This window comes from Agrobacterium sp. InxBP2 (assembly GCF_026191755.1).
Lineage (GTDB): Bacteria > Pseudomonadota > Alphaproteobacteria > Rhizobiales > Rhizobiaceae > Agrobacterium > Agrobacterium pusense.
The window spans coordinates 436801-451666 of sequence record NZ_JAINDY010000033.1; the positions used below are offsets into that span (position 1 = coordinate 436801).

General features: G+C 59.3%; 14 protein-coding genes. 13 read left to right on the top strand and 1 reads right to left on the bottom strand.

All coding sequences use genetic code 11. The features are described 5' to 3' along the window. Positions 1-58 precede the first annotated feature (58 nt). The 13 genes from rpsB to lpxB all read left to right on the top strand — a co-directional run bounded on the left by rpsB (position 59) and on the right by lpxB (position 13314). Complete coding sequence (gene rpsB, locus K7A42_RS20020) at positions 59-826, top strand: 30S ribosomal protein S2 (RefSeq protein WP_003502558.1); 768 nt, start codon at positions 59-61, stop codon at positions 824-826. 357 nt (positions 827-1183) lie between these two features. Further along, positions 1184-2110 (top strand): translation elongation factor Ts, encoded by a 927-nt coding sequence (gene tsf / locus K7A42_RS20025; protein ID WP_004441554.1) that lies wholly within the window; start codon positions 1184-1186, stop codon positions 2108-2110. A 97-nt stretch (positions 2111-2207) separates the two neighbouring features. Continuing rightward, positions 2208-2930, top strand: coding sequence for a UMP kinase (pyrH, locus tag K7A42_RS20030; RefSeq protein ID WP_003502561.1), 723 nt, complete (start codon positions 2208-2210; stop codon positions 2928-2930). A 61-nt stretch (positions 2931-2991) separates the two neighbouring features. Beyond that, positions 2992-3549: a ribosome recycling factor gene (frr, locus tag K7A42_RS20035; protein WP_004441558.1), complete on the top strand. Its 558-nt coding sequence runs from the start codon at positions 2992-2994 to the stop codon at positions 3547-3549. Positions 3550-3611: 62 nt separating this feature from the next. After that, positions 3612-4355 carry an isoprenyl transferase gene (locus tag K7A42_RS20040; protein ID WP_004441561.1) on the top strand — a complete coding sequence of 248 codons (744 nt, stop codon included), beginning with the start codon at positions 3612-3614 and terminating at the stop codon, positions 4353-4355. Beyond that, on the top strand, positions 4355-5188 hold the full coding sequence (locus K7A42_RS20045; protein WP_004441563.1) for a phosphatidate cytidylyltransferase: 834 nt from the start codon (positions 4355-4357) through the stop codon (positions 5186-5188). The genes K7A42_RS20040 and K7A42_RS20045 overlap by 1 nt, the downstream gene beginning before the upstream one ends. Before the next feature lie 49 nt (positions 5189-5237). After that, positions 5238-6359 (top strand): RIP metalloprotease RseP, encoded by a 1122-nt coding sequence (gene rseP, locus K7A42_RS20050; protein ID WP_169692052.1) that lies wholly within the window; start codon positions 5238-5240, stop codon positions 6357-6359. A 199-nt stretch (positions 6360-6558) separates the two neighbouring features. Further along, positions 6559-8883 (top strand): outer membrane protein assembly factor BamA, encoded by a 2325-nt coding sequence (bamA, locus tag K7A42_RS20055; RefSeq protein WP_045534115.1) that lies wholly within the window; start codon positions 6559-6561, stop codon positions 8881-8883. A 49-nt stretch (positions 8884-8932) separates the two neighbouring features. Beyond that, the gene (gene lpxD / locus K7A42_RS20060; protein WP_174150896.1) at positions 8933-10000 is read left to right on the top strand and encodes a UDP-3-O-(3-hydroxymyristoyl)glucosamine N-acyltransferase; all 1068 of its coding nucleotides are present in this window, start codon (positions 8933-8935) and stop codon (positions 9998-10000) included. After that, positions 9993-10460: a 3-hydroxyacyl-ACP dehydratase FabZ gene (gene fabZ, locus K7A42_RS20065; RefSeq protein ID WP_004441570.1), complete on the top strand. Its 468-nt coding sequence runs from the start codon at positions 9993-9995 to the stop codon at positions 10458-10460. The genes lpxD and fabZ overlap by 8 nt, the downstream gene beginning before the upstream one ends. Continuing rightward, entirely contained in the window at positions 10457-11272 is an 816-nt protein-coding gene (gene lpxA / locus K7A42_RS20070; protein WP_006697564.1) for an acyl-ACP--UDP-N-acetylglucosamine O-acyltransferase, read from the top strand. Before fabZ ends, lpxA begins: the two co-directional genes overlap by 4 nt. Positions 11273-11275: 3 nt before the next feature. Next, positions 11276-12142, top strand: coding sequence for an LpxI family protein (locus tag K7A42_RS20075; RefSeq protein ID WP_035208876.1), 867 nt, complete (start codon positions 11276-11278; stop codon positions 12140-12142). Continuing rightward, a complete protein-coding gene (lpxB, locus tag K7A42_RS20080; RefSeq protein ID WP_045534118.1) occupies positions 12139-13314 on the top strand; it encodes a lipid-A-disaccharide synthase in 1176 nt (391 codons plus the stop codon). Before K7A42_RS20075 ends, lpxB begins: the two co-directional genes overlap by 4 nt. A 124-nt stretch (positions 13315-13438) precedes the next feature. Here lpxB and gltA read toward each other — a convergent pair whose 3' ends face one another. Then, entirely contained in the window at positions 13439-14728 is a 1290-nt protein-coding gene (gene gltA, locus K7A42_RS20085; RefSeq protein WP_006697561.1) for a citrate synthase, read from the bottom strand. Positions 14729-14866: the final 138 nt, after the last annotated feature.

Here is a 14866-nt window from a genome sequence, read left to right on the forward strand (position 1 = left end):
GATGAAAATCGGCGCTGTTCGCTTCGCGGGGGTTAAACCGGAAAAGGAGTAACAAGGCATGGCATTGCCCGATTTTTCTATGCGCCAGCTTCTGGAAGCTGGTGTTCACTTCGGCCACCAGACGCACCGCTGGAACCCGAAGATGAAGCCGTACATCTTCGGCGACCGTAACAACATCCACATCATCGACCTGGCTCAGACCGTTCCGATGCTGTCGCGCGCCCTTCAGGTCGTGTCCGACACCGTTGCCCGTGGCGGCCGCGTTCTGTTCGTTGGCACCAAGCGCCAGGCGTCCGAAATTATCGCCGACAGCGCAAAGCGTTCGGCCCAGTACTACGTCAACTCCCGCTGGCTCGGCGGCATGATGACCAACTGGAAGACCATCTCGAACTCGATCCAGCGCCTGCGCAAGGTTGACGAGATCCTGAACTCGGAAGGCTCCGGCTACTCCAAGAAGGAACGCCTGAACCTTGAGCGCGAACGCGAAAAGCTTGAAAAGGCTCTCGGCGGTATCCGCGATATGGGCGGCGTTCCGGACCTGATGTTCATCATCGACACCAACAAGGAAAAGATCGCGATCGAAGAAGCCAAGCGTCTTGGCATTCCGGTCGTTGCGATCATCGACAGCAACTGCGATCCGGATCACATCGACTACCCGATCCCGGGTAACGACGATGCTTCGCGCGCCATCTCGCTTTATTGCGACCTGATCGCCCGCGCTGCCATCGACGGTATTGCCCGTCAGCAGGGCGCTTCCGGCCGCGACATCGGCGCTTCTGAAGAAGCTCCGATCGAGCCCGCTCTCGAAGACGAGGCTGGCGCCTGATATAGGCCCTGTCTGGCGGCGATCCCGTATCGCCGTCTCCTCGACCAGGATATGACAAGGCCGTCAAAGACCTTCAATGGGTTGACGGCCTTGTTCGTTTCTAACCGCTCCGCCACGGTTTCTGGAAACCACAGGCGTCCGAGGTGGTTGGAACGGCAGGCAGTCTTCATAACGCTGTCACACTAGAGCGGCACCCATCATTTCGATGTTTGGCGACGCCGCAGCACTTGGGAATGCGCATGCCCCTTGTCGGAACCTCAGGGTTTCAAAGGGTGTGCGGCCGGGTACAGTCATCACCCAGAACTTCGGCACGGCAAATTCCGCCGGCTGACCGATCGAACCGATAAGAGGCACACAATGACCGAAATCACAGCCGCAATGGTGAAGGAACTGCGCGAAAAGTCTGGCGCAGGCATGATGGACTGCAAGAAGGCTCTTGCTGAAACCAATGGCGACATGGAAGCGGCGATCGACTGGCTGCGCGCCAAGGGCATCGCGAAGGCCGACAAGAAGTCCGGCCGCACGGCTGCCGAAGGTCTGGTCGGCGTTGCCACCATGGGTCACAAGGCTGTCGTTGTCGAGCTGAACTCGGAAACCGACTTCGTTGCCCGTAACGACGCTTTCCAGGATCTCATCCGCGGCATCGCCCAGGTTGCTCTCTCCACCGATGGCACCGTTGACGCTGTTTCCGCTGCCACCTATCCGGCAACCGGCAAGTCCGTTTCCGACAGCATCAAGGACGCGATCGCAACGATCGGCGAGAACATGACCCTGCGTCGTTCCGCTGCGCTGGAAGTGCCGCACGGCGTTGTCGCGACCTACATCCACAACGCTGCCGGCGACGGCATCGGCAAGCTCGGCGTTCTCGTTGCGCTGAAGTCGGAAGGCGACAAGGCAGTTCTCAACTCCATCGGCCGCCAGGTTGCCATGCACATCGCCGCAACCAACCCGCTCGCCATCCGTGCTGAAGAAGTCGACGCTGCCGTTGCTGAGCGCGAGCGCAACGTCTTCATCGAACAGGCCCGCGAATCCGGCAAGCCGGAAGCCATCATCGAAAAGATGGTTGATGGCCGCATGCGCAAGTTCTTCGAAGAAGTCGCCCTTCTGTCGCAGGCTTTCGTCATCAACCCCGACCTGACCGTCGGCGCTGCCGTCAAGGAAGCCGAGAAGGAAGCTGGCGCTTCCATCGAAGTTACCGGCATGGTTCGCCTGCTGCTCGGCGAAGGCGTCGAAAAGGAAGAAAGCGATTTCGCAGCTGAAGTCGCAGCCGTCGCCAAGGGCTGATTATATTTACCCAATCTTGGGAAAACGGGAGGGCATCGCGTGACAACGCGGTGCCCTTCGTGTATCCGCGTTTCGGTTACATTTCCGAGGAGTCATGATGTCTTCCAAGCCGATCTACAAACGCGTTCTTCTCAAGGCTTCCGGCGAAGCCCTCATGGGTGATCAGGGTTTCGGTATCGATGTGGCGGTGGCCGACCGCATTGCCTCCGATATCGCCGAGGCAAGGGCGATGGGCGTTGAAGTCGGCGTTGTCGTCGGCGGCGGCAATATCTTTCGCGGCGTGGCCGTGGCATCCAAGGGCGGCGACCGCGTCACCGGCGACCATATGGGCATGCTGGCAACCGTCATCAACGCGCTGGCCCTTGCCACCTCGCTCCGCAAGCTCAGCATCGACACTGTCGTTCTTTCGGCAATCGCCATGCCCGAGATCTGTGAGAGCTTCTCCCAGCGTGCCGCCCTTCATCATCTGGCCCAGGGCCGCGTGGTGATTTTCGCCGGCGGTACGGGCAACCCGTTCTTCACCACCGATTCCGCTGCTGCACTGCGCGCCGCCGAAATGGGCGCAGAGGCGATCTTCAAGGGAACCCAGGTGGACGGCATCTATTCCGCTGACCCAAAGAAGGACCCGACGGCAACCCGCTTTGATGAGCTGACCCATAGCGAAGTGCTCGGCAAGGGGCTCGCGGTCATGGATATCGCCGCTGTCGCCCTTGCCCGCGAAAACCACATCCCGATCATTGTTTTCTCGATCCATGAGAAGGGCGGTTTTGCACAGATATTGACCGGCGGCGGCCGCAAGACCATCGTGCACGACAAATAATCCAAAACGATGCCGCCCCTGGGGCGAATACGGCCGCTGGCCGACAAGATGGAGTATCAAGATGAGTGGTGTTGACCTCAACGATATCAAGCGCCGTATGGATGGCGCCATCAATGCGTTCAAGAGCGATATCGCGTCGCTGCGCACCGGCCGCGCGTCGGCCAACATTCTGGACCCAGTGACCGTCGACGCCTACGGTTCGCGTGTGCCGCTCAACCAGGTGGCCAACATCACCGTTCCCGAGCCGCGCATGCTCGGCGTCAACATCTGGGACAAGTCGATGGTCAACGCTGTCGACCGCGCCATCCGCGAATCCAACCTCGGCCTCAACCCGATCGTTGACGGCCAGAACCTCAGAATTCCGTTGCCTGAACTCAATGAAGAGCGCCGCAAGTCGCTCGTCAAGGTCGCCCATGACTATGCCGAAAAATCCAAGGTGGCGATTCGCCATGTCCGTCGTGATGGCATGGACGGTCTGAAAAAAGCCGAAAAGGATGGCGACATCGGTCAGGACGAAAGCCGTGGCCAGTCGGAAAAGGTGCAGAAAATGACCGACGACACGATTTCGGAAATTGACCGCTTGCTTGCCGAGAAGGAAAAGGAAATCATGCAGGTCTGATATCGCCTGCGATAGACCTGTCTTTTCCGTTTAATTCCGCGCTGCCCTGTTACTGGATCGATATGCCGACGACGACACGTTCCTCCATACCCGAGCACGTCGCCATCATCATGGATGGCAACGGCCGCTGGGCAAAGCAGCGCGGCCTCCCGCGCGTGATGGGGCATCGCCGCGGTGTGGAGGCCGTGCGCGAGACCGTGCGCGCGGCCGGTGACTGCGGCATACGCTATCTCACTCTCTTCGCCTTCTCGTCGGAAAACTGGCGCAGGCCCGAATCCGAGGTAAGCGACCTGATGGGGCTTTTGAAGGCTTTCATCCGCCGCGACCTTGCCGAACTGCACCGCGAGAACGTCCGCGTGCGGATCATCGGTGACCGGCAGGGGCTGAAGAACGATATTCGCTCGCTTCTGGAAGAGGCTGAGCAGATGACGGCCGACAACACCAAGCTGACGCTGGTGATCGCCTTCAACTACGGCAGCCGTGACGAGATCGCTCGCGCGACGGCGTCGATCGCCCTTGATGTTGCCGCAGGCAGGCTAGACGCCGCTTCCATCACCCCCGAGATGATTTCGGCCCGGCTCGACACCTCGGGCATTCCTGATCCTGACCTGATCATCCGCACCAGCGGCGAGGAACGCCTGTCTAACTTCCTGCTCTGGCAGGCGGCCTATTCCGAGTTCCTGTTCATTCCGGAATATTGGCCGGACTTCGACCGGCAGCTCTTCTTCTCCGCAATCGAGCAATATGCAACGCGTGACCGCCGCTTCGGTGCACTCACCGAGCAGGTTGCCGTGGCAGGCGCCTGATGAGCCGAGAACTCAGACTGCGGATTGTTTCCGCGATCGTCATGGCCGCGGTCATTCTGGCCGCAACCTGGTATGGCGGCATTCTGTTCCGCATCGTTGCGGGCCTTCTGGCGATTCTCATCTATTATGAGTGGTCGACGATTACCCGGATGTCGGAGAGCAATCCGACCGGCAACGCCTGGGGCTGGTTTTCCGTCGCCGTCATTGCCGGCAACACGATTTTCGGCGAATCCTCGCTCGACCTGCCGCTTTTGTCAGGCTTCACGCTGACAGCGGCGCTGTTTCCGGTATTGCGCGGCAAAAACTGGTGGCTGGTGGGCGGCATTTTTTATGCGGGTCTCAGCGGTATATCACTGGCGGCCATCCGCGGTGACGAACTGACGGGCTTTGTATCCATCCTTTTCATTTTCGCCGTTGTCTGGTCAACGGATATTCTTGCCTATTTCGTTGGTCGCGCCATCGGCGGGCCGAAGCTGGCGCCTTCTATTTCGCCCGGCAAGACGTGGTCCGGCGCGATTGGCGGGGCGGCGGCGGCCGTGATCGGCGGCGCGGCAGTCTCCATGGCCTATCACGGACGCATCAGCTTTCTGGTGCTGGGGCTTGCGCTCCTTCTTTCCGTGTTCAGCCAGATCGGCGATCTCTTCGAATCCTTCGTGAAACGGCGTTTCCAGGTCAAGGATTCAAGCCATCTCATTCCTGGCCATGGCGGCTTCATGGACCGTGTTGACGGTCTTGTTTTCGCCTGCTTTACGGTATTCCTCATAGCTTTCGTGCACGCGGCGGCAACCGGTGATGTACCCGGGTCGGGCGGCGGTCTGCTGCCGGGTTTCTAAGCGGCACGAAAGGTCACGACATGAAGGGCAGATTGTCATGAACACAGTAATGGCGGCGACCGGCTTTTTGACCGGCTATATCGTGCCCTTCATCCTGGTGCTTTCCCTTCTCGTTTTCGTCCACGAGATGGGGCATTATCTCGTCGGTCGCTGGTGCGGCATCCGTTCCACGGCATTCTCCGTCGGATTCGGCCCCGAGCTGCTCGGTTTCACCGATAAGCGCGGGACGAGATGGAAGATCTCAGCCATACCACTGGGCGGCTACGTGAAATTCTTTGGTGATGAAGACGCAGCGAGCAAGCCAGACAGCTCGGGCCTGTCCCATATGACGCTGGAGGAGAGGGCGCAGACGCTTTCCGGTGCAAAACTGTGGAAAAGGGCGGCGACCGTCGCTGCGGGCCCGATCGCAAACTTCATCCTCGCGATTCTCATCTTCGCAGTACTCTTCGGCATTTACGGCCGGATGATCGCCGATCCCGTTGTTGCAGAGGTGCGTGAAAACAGTGCCGCCGCCGCTGCGGGCGTGCGCCCCGGCGACCGTCTGGTGGCGATTGACGGCGAAAAAGTGGTGACCTTCGAAGATGTCCGCCGTTATGTCGGCATCCGGCCCGGCACGCCTATCACGGTCACCGTCGAGCGGGGAGGCGAGGAGCTCAAACTGCCGATGGTGCCGACCCGTACCGAAACCACCGACCAGTTTGGCAACAAGCTGGAAATGGGTATCATCGGCATTGTCACCGACCAGACCAGCGGTAATTTCCGTCACATCGAATATTCACCGTCGCAGGCGCTTCTGGAAGGTGTGCGCGAGACAGGCCACGTCATCACCGGCACATTCAATTATATCGGCAATCTCGTTACCGGCCGCATGAATGCCGATCAGCTCGGCGGCCCGGTGCGGGTCGCGCAGGCTTCTGGCCAGATGGCGACGCTTGGCATTTCCGCCGTGATTCAACTTGCAGCCGTTTTGTCGGTATCGATCGGGCTCCTCAATCTGATGCCCGTCCCGGTTCTGGACGGCGGACATCTCGTGTTCTACGCCATCGAGGCCATCCGCGGCAGGCCGCTGGGAGCGGGCGCGCAGGAGGTTGCCTTCCGCATCGGCATGGCGATGATTTTGGGTCTTATGGTTTTTGCAACATGGAATGATATCAGCAGCTTGATTGGCTGAGGATTGTGTTTTAACGGTTTTGTTAGTCGGTTGTTTACCTTGTTTTTATGCCAAAGTGGCGAATGAGCCACTCTGGAGCACGAAGTAAACAGAATTTAACGTTCGCGCTTGCTTGTAGGGGAAAAGCAGGTAAAACGACGCACATGGCCGGAGTCGGGTTCCGCCCGCTGAGGGACAACGTAAAAAGGTAAGAATTGAAATGAAGGCTGGTTCAAGATTTTTGAACGCTGTGTCGGCGGTTGCTCTGTCTGCCGGTGTTTCTTCGGTTGCGGGCCTTGGTGTGCTTGCCTCTGCTGGCGTTGCACACGCAGCCGTCATCAGCAGAATCGACGTTCGCGGCGCCGAAAGATCGGGTGCGGATTCGGTTCGTTCCAACATCACCATTGCGCCCGGCAAGAACTTTTCCAATTCGGACATCGATGAATCGGTGAAGCGTCTTTACGCCACCGGTTACTTCTCGAATGTTTCCATGCGCGTTTCGGGTAGCACGCTTGTCGTGACCGTCAACGAGAACCAGCTCGTTAACCAGGTGGTCTTCAACGGCAACCGCAAGATCAAGGACGACAAGCTCGCCGGCATCGTGCAGACGCAGTCGCTCGGCCCGTTCAACCAGGCCATTGTGACAGCGGATATTGCCCGCATCAAGGAAGCCTATGCCGCTATCGGCCGCAGCGATGTCGAAGTCACCACCCAGACGGTTTCCGTCGGTCAGGGTCGCGTGAACATCGCTTTCGTCATCAATGAAGGTGAGCGTACCAAGATCGGCCGCATCGACTTCGTGGGCAACAATGCCTACAGCGATGGTCGTCTGGCTGCTGTCATCAATACCAAGAAGTCCAACATGCTGTCATTCCTGACGCGTAAGGACGTCTACAACGAGGACAAGCTGCGCGCCGATGAAGAGGCGCTGCGCCAGTTCTATTACAACCGCGGTTACGCCGACTTCCGGGTCGTTGGTTCCGAGGCTGTGCTTGATGAGTCCAAAAACGAATACAACATCACCATCACGGTCGATGAAGGTCAGCGTTACAACTTCGGCAACGTCGCGGTCGAATCGACCGTTCCGGGTGTTGAGGGTTCGGAGCTTCAGGGCCTCGTTGAGACCCGCCAGGGCGCAAGCTACAGCGCCAAGGAAGTTCAGCAGAGCATGGAGGCGATTTCCAAGCGCGTCGCCGGTGAAGGTTATCCTTTCGCCCGTGTAACGCCGCGCGGCGACCGCGACATGTCCGGCAACACCATTGGCGTGACGTACATCGTTGATCAGGGCGAGCGCGCTTACGTCGAGCGTATCGAAATCCGTGGCAACACCCGCACGCGTGACTATGTCATTCGTCGCGAATTCGATATTTCCGAAGGCGATGCGTTCAACCAGACGGTTATCACCGCTGCCAAGCGTCGTCTGGAAGCGCTGGGTTACTTCTCGAAGGTCAATATCTCGACCGCCGGCGGCAGCGCGCCTGACCGCGTCGTGATCGTGGTTGACGTTGAAGATCAGTCGACCGGTTCATTCGGTATCGGCGCCGGTTATTCGCAGAACGACGGTGTTCTGCTCGAAGCCTCCATCGAAGAAAAGAACTTCCTCGGCCGCGGTCAGTATATCCGTCTCGCTGCCGGTGCGGGTGAAGACGATGCGCGTAGCTACACGCTCTCCTTTACCGAGCCTTATTTCCTCGGCTACCGCCTTGCTGCAGGTTTCGACCTGTTCAAGAGCCAGAGCCGCAGCGAAGATTATTACGACTACGACGAGCAGGGCTTCTCGCTGCGCGTGACCGCGCCTATCACCGAGGATCTTTCGACGACGTTCAAGTATACCTACAAGCAGCTCAACTATGATGGTGAGGGTGACTGGGAGACCGGTAGCAACCTTGCTGCACCTTATAAGGACCTGATCCGCGGTGGCGATTGGACGCAGTCCATCATCTCCAACACGCTGAACTACAATACGCTTGACGACCGCAACATGCCGCGTGAAGGCTGGCAGGCTGCTTTGACGAACGAATTTGCCGGTCTGGGTGGCGATTCCGAATATTACAAGATCTACGCCAAGGCGCGCTTCTTCTATACCCTGTCGGATGAGTACGACGTCATCGGGTCGCTCACCGGTCAGGCCGGTCACGTGATGCCGACGGGCGACAATCTGCTGGTATTCGATCAGTTCAAGTTCGGCGGACGTCAGGTGCGCGGCTTCAAGAACGATGGTATCGGTCCGCGCATCGGTTCCGACTCCATCGGCGGCACGACCTATTTCGCCGCCTCTGCTGAAGTCACGGCTCCGATGCCTGGCGTTCCCGAGGATTTCGGTCTGCGTCTTGCTGGTTTCGTCGATGCCGGTACGCTTTACGGCAATAAGGTCGCCAACAGCGCCGGTGTAAAGGATGACAATTCCATCCGCGCATCCGCCGGTATTGGCGTGATGTGGGCGTCGCCCTTCGGTCCGATCCGTGTAGACTACGCGGTTCCGATCGCCAAGGAAGACTACGACGAGGAACAGCGTTTCCGGTTTGGCATGTCCAACACTTTCTGATATCGGCAGTCCAGAACTGCAACTTTGAACGTTCTGGAGTTTCCGGCTAATGGAATACAACGCGTTTTTTCCGCCCCACGAGGGACTGCGATTGAAAGACATCGCAGACCGCTTTGGGGCGGAACTGTCTGATGAGGCGGCGGGAGAGCGGATTGTCAGGTCCGTTTCTCCGGTCTATCGGGCAAAACCCGATCAGCTCTGCTATATCCTTTCGCGCAAGAACCGCGATGAGCTGCAGACCTGCGAAGCCGCCGCCGTCATTTGTGACGCTGCCCTTGTGGACATGCTTCCGTCCGACATCCCCGCGCTGATATCGAAAAATCCACACACGCTGTTTGCCCAGGTTGGTGCCTTGCTGCACCCCTCGGCGATGCGTCCCGGTCCGATCGCGCGGATGGAAAGCGAAATTTCTCATGCTGCGCATGTCGATCCTTCCGCGAAGCTGGAATCGGGCGTCATTGTCGAGGCGCTCGCAGTGATCGGCGCCGGCGCCCATATCGGTGCTGGTACGCGGATCGGGCCCGGTGTCATCATCGGGCAGGATGTACAGATCGGACGCGATTGCACCATTGCAGGCGGCGCAAGCGTTCTTGCCGCGCTCATCGGTAATAATGTGATTATCCACAATGGTGCGCGCATCGGGCAAGACGGTTTCGGTTATGCCCCCGGTCCACGCGGCATGCTGAAGATCGTCCAGATTGGCCGTGTCATCATCCAGGACAATGTCGAGATCGGCGCGAACACCACGATCGATCGCGGCACCATGGATGACACGGTGATCGGCGAAGGCACCAAGATCGACAATCAGGTCCAGATTGGCCACAACGTTCGCATCGGCCGCCATTGCGGCATCGTCAGCAAGGTCGGCATTGCGGGCAGCACCCGTATCGGCGACGGTGTGATGATTGGTGGTGCGGCAGGCATCAATGGCCATATCAACATTGGCGACGGCGTGCAGATCGCTGCCATGAGCGGTGTTGTGGCGGACGTGCCGGCAGGCGCCCGTTATGGCGGAACGCCTGCGCGACCGATGAAATATTTCCTGCGCGACATGGCCGAAATTCTGGCACGCGCTGAAGGGCGTGATAAGAAAACAGGAGAGAAAAACAATGACTGAAGAAACGAAGACGACGCTCGGCGCGGCTGACATTCTGGAAGTCATGAAGCTTCTGCCGCATCGTTACCCATTCTTGCTGATCGACAAGATCATCGATATTGACGGTAACAATTCGGCGACCGGCATCAAGAACGTGACGGTCAACGAACCGCATTTCACCGGCCACTTCCCGGACCGGCCGATCATGCCGGGTGTTCTGATCGTCGAAGCCATGGCCCAGACGGCAGGTGCAATATGCGCCCGCAGTCAAGGTGAGGGCGGCCATCTGGTCTACTTCATGACAATCGACAACGCCCGTTTCCGCAAACCCGTGATCCCCGGCGATCGTCTGGAAATCCACGTCGTCAAGCAGCGCCAGCGCGGCAATGTCTTCAAATTCCATTGCGAGGCGAAGGTGGACGGCGCGCTGGTGGCGGAGGCTGATGTCGGCGCCATGATGATCCCCGAGGACCAGCAATGAGCACGATTGCCGCCTCGGCCAGAATTCACCCCACCGCCGTGATCGAAGATGGCGCGGTGATCGGTGAAAACGTCGTCATCGGTGCGCTGAGCTACGTCGGCGCGAAAGTCACGCTGCATGATGATGTCCGGCTGCACAATCATGCCGTTGTATCCGGCCTGACGGTCATCGGCCGTGGATCGGTCGTCCACCCCATGGCGGTCATCGGCGGCACGCCGCAGGCGGTTCGCCACGACGGTTCTGAAACCACGCTCGAAATTGGCGAGCGCTGCATCATGCGCGAAGGCGTCACCATGAACGCCGGCAGCTCTGATGGCAGCGGCAAGACGATCGTCGGTAACGACAATCTGTTCCTTGCCAACTCACATGTGGCGCATGATTGCCGCCTTGGCGACCACATCATCCTGTCCAACAATGTGATGCTGGCCGGCCATGTGACGATCGAGGACCGCGCCATTCTGGGCGGCGGCTGTGCTGTTCACCAGTTCACCCGCATTGGCCGTCAGGCCTTCATCGGCGGACTGTCCGCGGTCAATTACGATGTCATTCCCTATGGCATGCTGAATGGCAATCCCGGCATTCTCGGCGGCCTCAATGTCGTTGGCATGACGCGTGCCGGCATTGAGCGCGCAGATATCCACAAGGTCCGGCGCGTCTTCAAGCAGATATTCGAGGCGGAAGGCACGATCCGCGGCAATGCGGCAGCGATCGACCGCAGCGAATATCTGGATTGCCCGCAGGCGCTAGAAATCATCGATTTCATTGGAGTGGACAGCGACCGCGCGATCTCTTCCCCCAACCGGGGCAAGTGAGCCGTGACAGGCGGCGGGCGTCTCGCCATTGTGGCCGGCAGCGGCCAGTTGCCGCTTTACGTGGCGAACGCAGCCCGTGAGATGGGAGAAGATCCTTTCATCGTGCGGCTGCGCGATGATTCCCGCTTCGACTGGAGCGGTTTCGACAACGCCGTCATCTCCGTCGGAGACGTCGCCGGGCTTGGCAGGCTGCTGCGTGACAATCGGGTGGATCGTGTCGTGCTTTCCGGGGCCGTGGCGCGGCGGCCGGAATGGCGTGAAATCCGCCCCACCGTCGCCATCCTGCTAAAACTGCCATCCATCGTCAAAACGCTGTTGTCGGGCGGCGATGACGCCGTTCTGCAGATGGTCATAAAGATCATCGGCACGCTCGGTGCGAAAGTCATCGGCGCGCATGAGATCGCTCCAGGCCTCTTGGCCACGACTGGCGCTTTCGGCACGCAAAAACCGGCCGAAGATGATTTGAAGGACATACGCAAGGCAGCTGAGGCGGCGCTTGCGCTCGGCAAACTTGATGTCGGGCAGGGTGCGGTCTCCGTCGGCGGCCGCATCGTGGCGCTCGAGGGCGTTGAAGGCACGGACGCAATGTTACTGCGCGTCGCGGCATTGCGCGCGGAGGGACGCATCTCGCCCCGCCGCCGGGGCGTGCTGGTCAAGCTCTGCAAACCGCAGCAGGATATACGCGCCGATCTGCCGACAATCGGGATCGAAACTGTCGAAAATGCCCAAAAGGCCGGGCTTGCGGGCATTGCCGTCGAAGCCGGACGCGCACTGGTGCTCGATCGTGACGCGATGTTGAAAGCTGCCGATCAGGCGGGCATATTCGTCTGTGGCATCGATACGTCACTTCACGGAGACATGATGGAATGACGGAGAGATTGAAGGTGGCGGTCATCGCCGGCGAAGTGTCGGGCGATCTTCTCGGCGCGGATCTGATCCGGGCCCTCAAGGCCCGATATCCCGGTTCGATCGAACTTGTCGGCGTCGGCGGCGAGGCGCTCGAGGGACAGGGGCTCACTTCTCTTTTTGATTATTCCGAACTCTCGATCATGGGGTTCACGCAGGTCCTCAAGAAACTGCCCAAACTGATCGGCCTGATCAACCGGGCGGCTGAGGCGGTGATACGGGAAAAACCGGATGTCCTTTTGATCATCGACAGCCCGGATTTCACCCATCGAGTGGCAAAAAAAGTCCGCAAGGAACTGCCGCATCTGCCGGTCGTCAATTATGTTTGCCCGAGCGTCTGGGCCTGGAAAGAACATCGCGCCACGGCGATGTTATCCTATGTGGACCATGTCCTGGCTCTCCTGCCATTTGAGCCGGAGGCGATGCGCAGTCTCGGAGGCCCGCCGACCACATTCGTCGGCCATCGCCTCAGCGTCGATCCGGACGTCCTCGCGGTGCGTCGGAAGCGGGCAGAACGGCCACTTCCAGCGGAGGGGCGGCCGAAGACGATTCTTCTTCTGCCCGGGTCGCGTTCCACCGAGACCACCAGGCTGATGGAGCCGTTCCAGCACGCGGCGAAGGCTTTTGTGGAACGGAATGGTCCGACGCGGTTTCTGCTGCCCACCGTTCCACGTCAGGAACATCGCATCCGCGAACTGGCGGCGTCTTGGCCGCAGGAAATCAGACCCGAAATCGGCATCGATCCTGCTTTCAAGTGGAACTCCTTTGCGGAAGCCGATGCGGCTATCGCAGCGTCAGGCACGGTCATTCTTGAGTTGGCTCTTGCCGGCGTGCCGACCATATCTGTCTACAAGACCGACTGGATTTTCACCATGCTGAGCAAGCGGGTGAAGACCTGGACGGGTGCGCTACCCAATCTCATTGCCGATTATGCTGTCGTCCCGGAGTATTTCAACGAGGTGGTCAGGGCCGGATCGATGCTGCGTTGGGCGGAACGCCTGTCATCCGATACAATTGAGCGGAAGGCCATGCTTGAAGGTTATGCTCTGGTGCAGCAACGTCTGCGCACGGATGTCCCGCCCGGCGAAACCGGCGCGGCTATTCTCCTTGAGGTCGTGAACGCCCGCAGACAGTGAAGTTGAAGCCCCGGCTGTGTCAGGGTCTGTGTTGCTGCCGGTCCCATCGCGTGTATCCCAATCCACAATGGCAAGCAAAAAGGCCGGCGAGTAAAACCCGCCGGCCTTTGATGTGGTTTGCCGATTAACGCTTGGAAACCGGAACGTAGTCGCGTTTGCCGGCACCCGTGTAAAGCTGGCGCGGACGGCCGATGCGCTGCTGCGGATCTTCGATCATTTCGTTCCACTGTGCGATCCAGCCAACGGTACGGGCGAGAGCGAAGAGAACGGTAAACATGGTCGTGGGGAAGCCGAGTGCCTTCAGCGTGATGCCCGAATAGAAGTCGACATTCGGGTAAAGCTTCTTTTCGACAAAATACGGGTCGGAAAGGGCGATCTTTTCCAGTTCCAGCGCGACCTGCATGATCGGATCGTCGGAATTGCCAGTGGCTTCCAGCACTTCATACATCGTCTTCTGCATGATCTTGGCGCGCGGGTCGTAGTTCTTGTAGACGCGGTGACCAAAGCCCATCAGGCGGAACGGGTCGTTCTTGTCCTTGGCGCGGGCGATGTATTCCGGAATGCGATCAACCGAGCCGATTTCATTGAGCATGTTGAGCGCCGCTTCGTTGGCGCCGCCGTGTGCCGGACCCCAGAGGCAGGCAATGCCGGCCGCAATACAGGCGAACGGGTTGGCGCCCGACGAACCGGCAAGACGCACCGTGGAGGTGGAGGCATTCTGCTCGTGATCGGCATGCAGAATGAAGATGCGGTCCATGGCGCGGGCCAGAACCGGATCGACCTTGTATTCCTCGCACGGCACGGCAAAGCACATGTGCAGGAAGTTGGAGGCGTAATCCAGATCGTTCTTCGGGTAAACGAAGGGCTGGCCGATATGGTACTTGTAGGCCATCGCGGCGATCGTCGGCATCTTGGCGATCATGCGAAGCGATGCGACCATGCGCTGATGCGGATCGGTGATGTCGGTCGAGTCGTGGTAAAAGGCCGAGAGAGCGCCGACCGTGCCGCACATGACGGCCATCGGATGTGCGTCGCGACGGTAGCCGGTAAAGAAGCGGCTCATCTGCTCGTGCACCATGGTGTGGCGCGTGACGCGGGTATCGAAATCTTTCTTCTGTGCCGCCGTCGGCAGTTCGCCGTAAAGCAGCAGATAGCAGGTTTCCAGGAAGTCGCCCTGTTCGGCGAGCTGTTCGATGGGGAAGCCACGGTGCAGGAGAACACCTTCGTCACCGTCGATATAGGTGATCTTGGATTCGCAGGAGGCCGTCGACGTGAAACCCGGGTCGTAAGTGAAGGAGCCCGTGTGTTTGTACAGCGTGCCGATATCGACGACGCTCGGCCCGATCGTGCCTTCCCTGACAGGGAGTTCGACCTGTTTGTCGCCAAGTGTCACTGTAGCGCTTTTTTCCGTCATACTGATCCTCCGAAAACATGCGGGTGGGGGCGTTGAGACACGCCCCGCGGTTAAGCGTCTACCGATTAGCTATATGATCCTGTCGCAGATGCCAAGCTATCCAAAGGTCAAATTGTGCATTGCGGCAAACGCAAATGC

Excerpts from the sequence above, each read along its gene's own strand:
- fabZ (WP_004441570.1), top strand. The coding sequence starts at position 9,993 with ATGACTGAAGAAACGAAGACGACGCTCGGCGCGGCTGACATTCTGGAA.
- gltA (WP_006697561.1), bottom strand. The coding sequence starts at position 14,728 with ATGACGGAAAAAAGCGCTACAGTGACACTTGGCGACAAACAGGTCGAA.
- pyrH (WP_003502561.1), top strand. The coding sequence starts at position 2,208 with ATGTCTTCCAAGCCGATCTACAAACGCGTTCTTCTCAAGGCTTCCGGC.
- bamA (WP_045534115.1), top strand. The coding sequence starts at position 6,559 with ATGAAGGCTGGTTCAAGATTTTTGAACGCTGTGTCGGCGGTTGCTCTG.
- tsf (WP_004441554.1), top strand. The coding sequence starts at position 1,184 with ATGACCGAAATCACAGCCGCAATGGTGAAGGAACTGCGCGAAAAGTCT.
- K7A42_RS20040 (WP_004441561.1), top strand. The coding sequence starts at position 3,612 with ATGCCGACGACGACACGTTCCTCCATACCCGAGCACGTCGCCATCATC.
- lpxA (WP_006697564.1), top strand. The coding sequence starts at position 10,457 with ATGAGCACGATTGCCGCCTCGGCCAGAATTCACCCCACCGCCGTGATC.
- rpsB (WP_003502558.1), top strand. The coding sequence starts at position 59 with ATGGCATTGCCCGATTTTTCTATGCGCCAGCTTCTGGAAGCTGGTGTT.
- frr (WP_004441558.1), top strand. The coding sequence starts at position 2,992 with ATGAGTGGTGTTGACCTCAACGATATCAAGCGCCGTATGGATGGCGCC.
- lpxB (WP_045534118.1), top strand. The coding sequence starts at position 12,139 with ATGACGGAGAGATTGAAGGTGGCGGTCATCGCCGGCGAAGTGTCGGGC.
- K7A42_RS20045 (WP_004441563.1), top strand. The coding sequence starts at position 4,355 with ATGAGCCGAGAACTCAGACTGCGGATTGTTTCCGCGATCGTCATGGCC.
- rseP (WP_169692052.1), top strand. The coding sequence starts at position 5,238 with ATGGCGGCGACCGGCTTTTTGACCGGCTATATCGTGCCCTTCATCCTG.
- lpxD (WP_174150896.1), top strand. The coding sequence starts at position 8,933 with ATGGAATACAACGCGTTTTTTCCGCCCCACGAGGGACTGCGATTGAAA.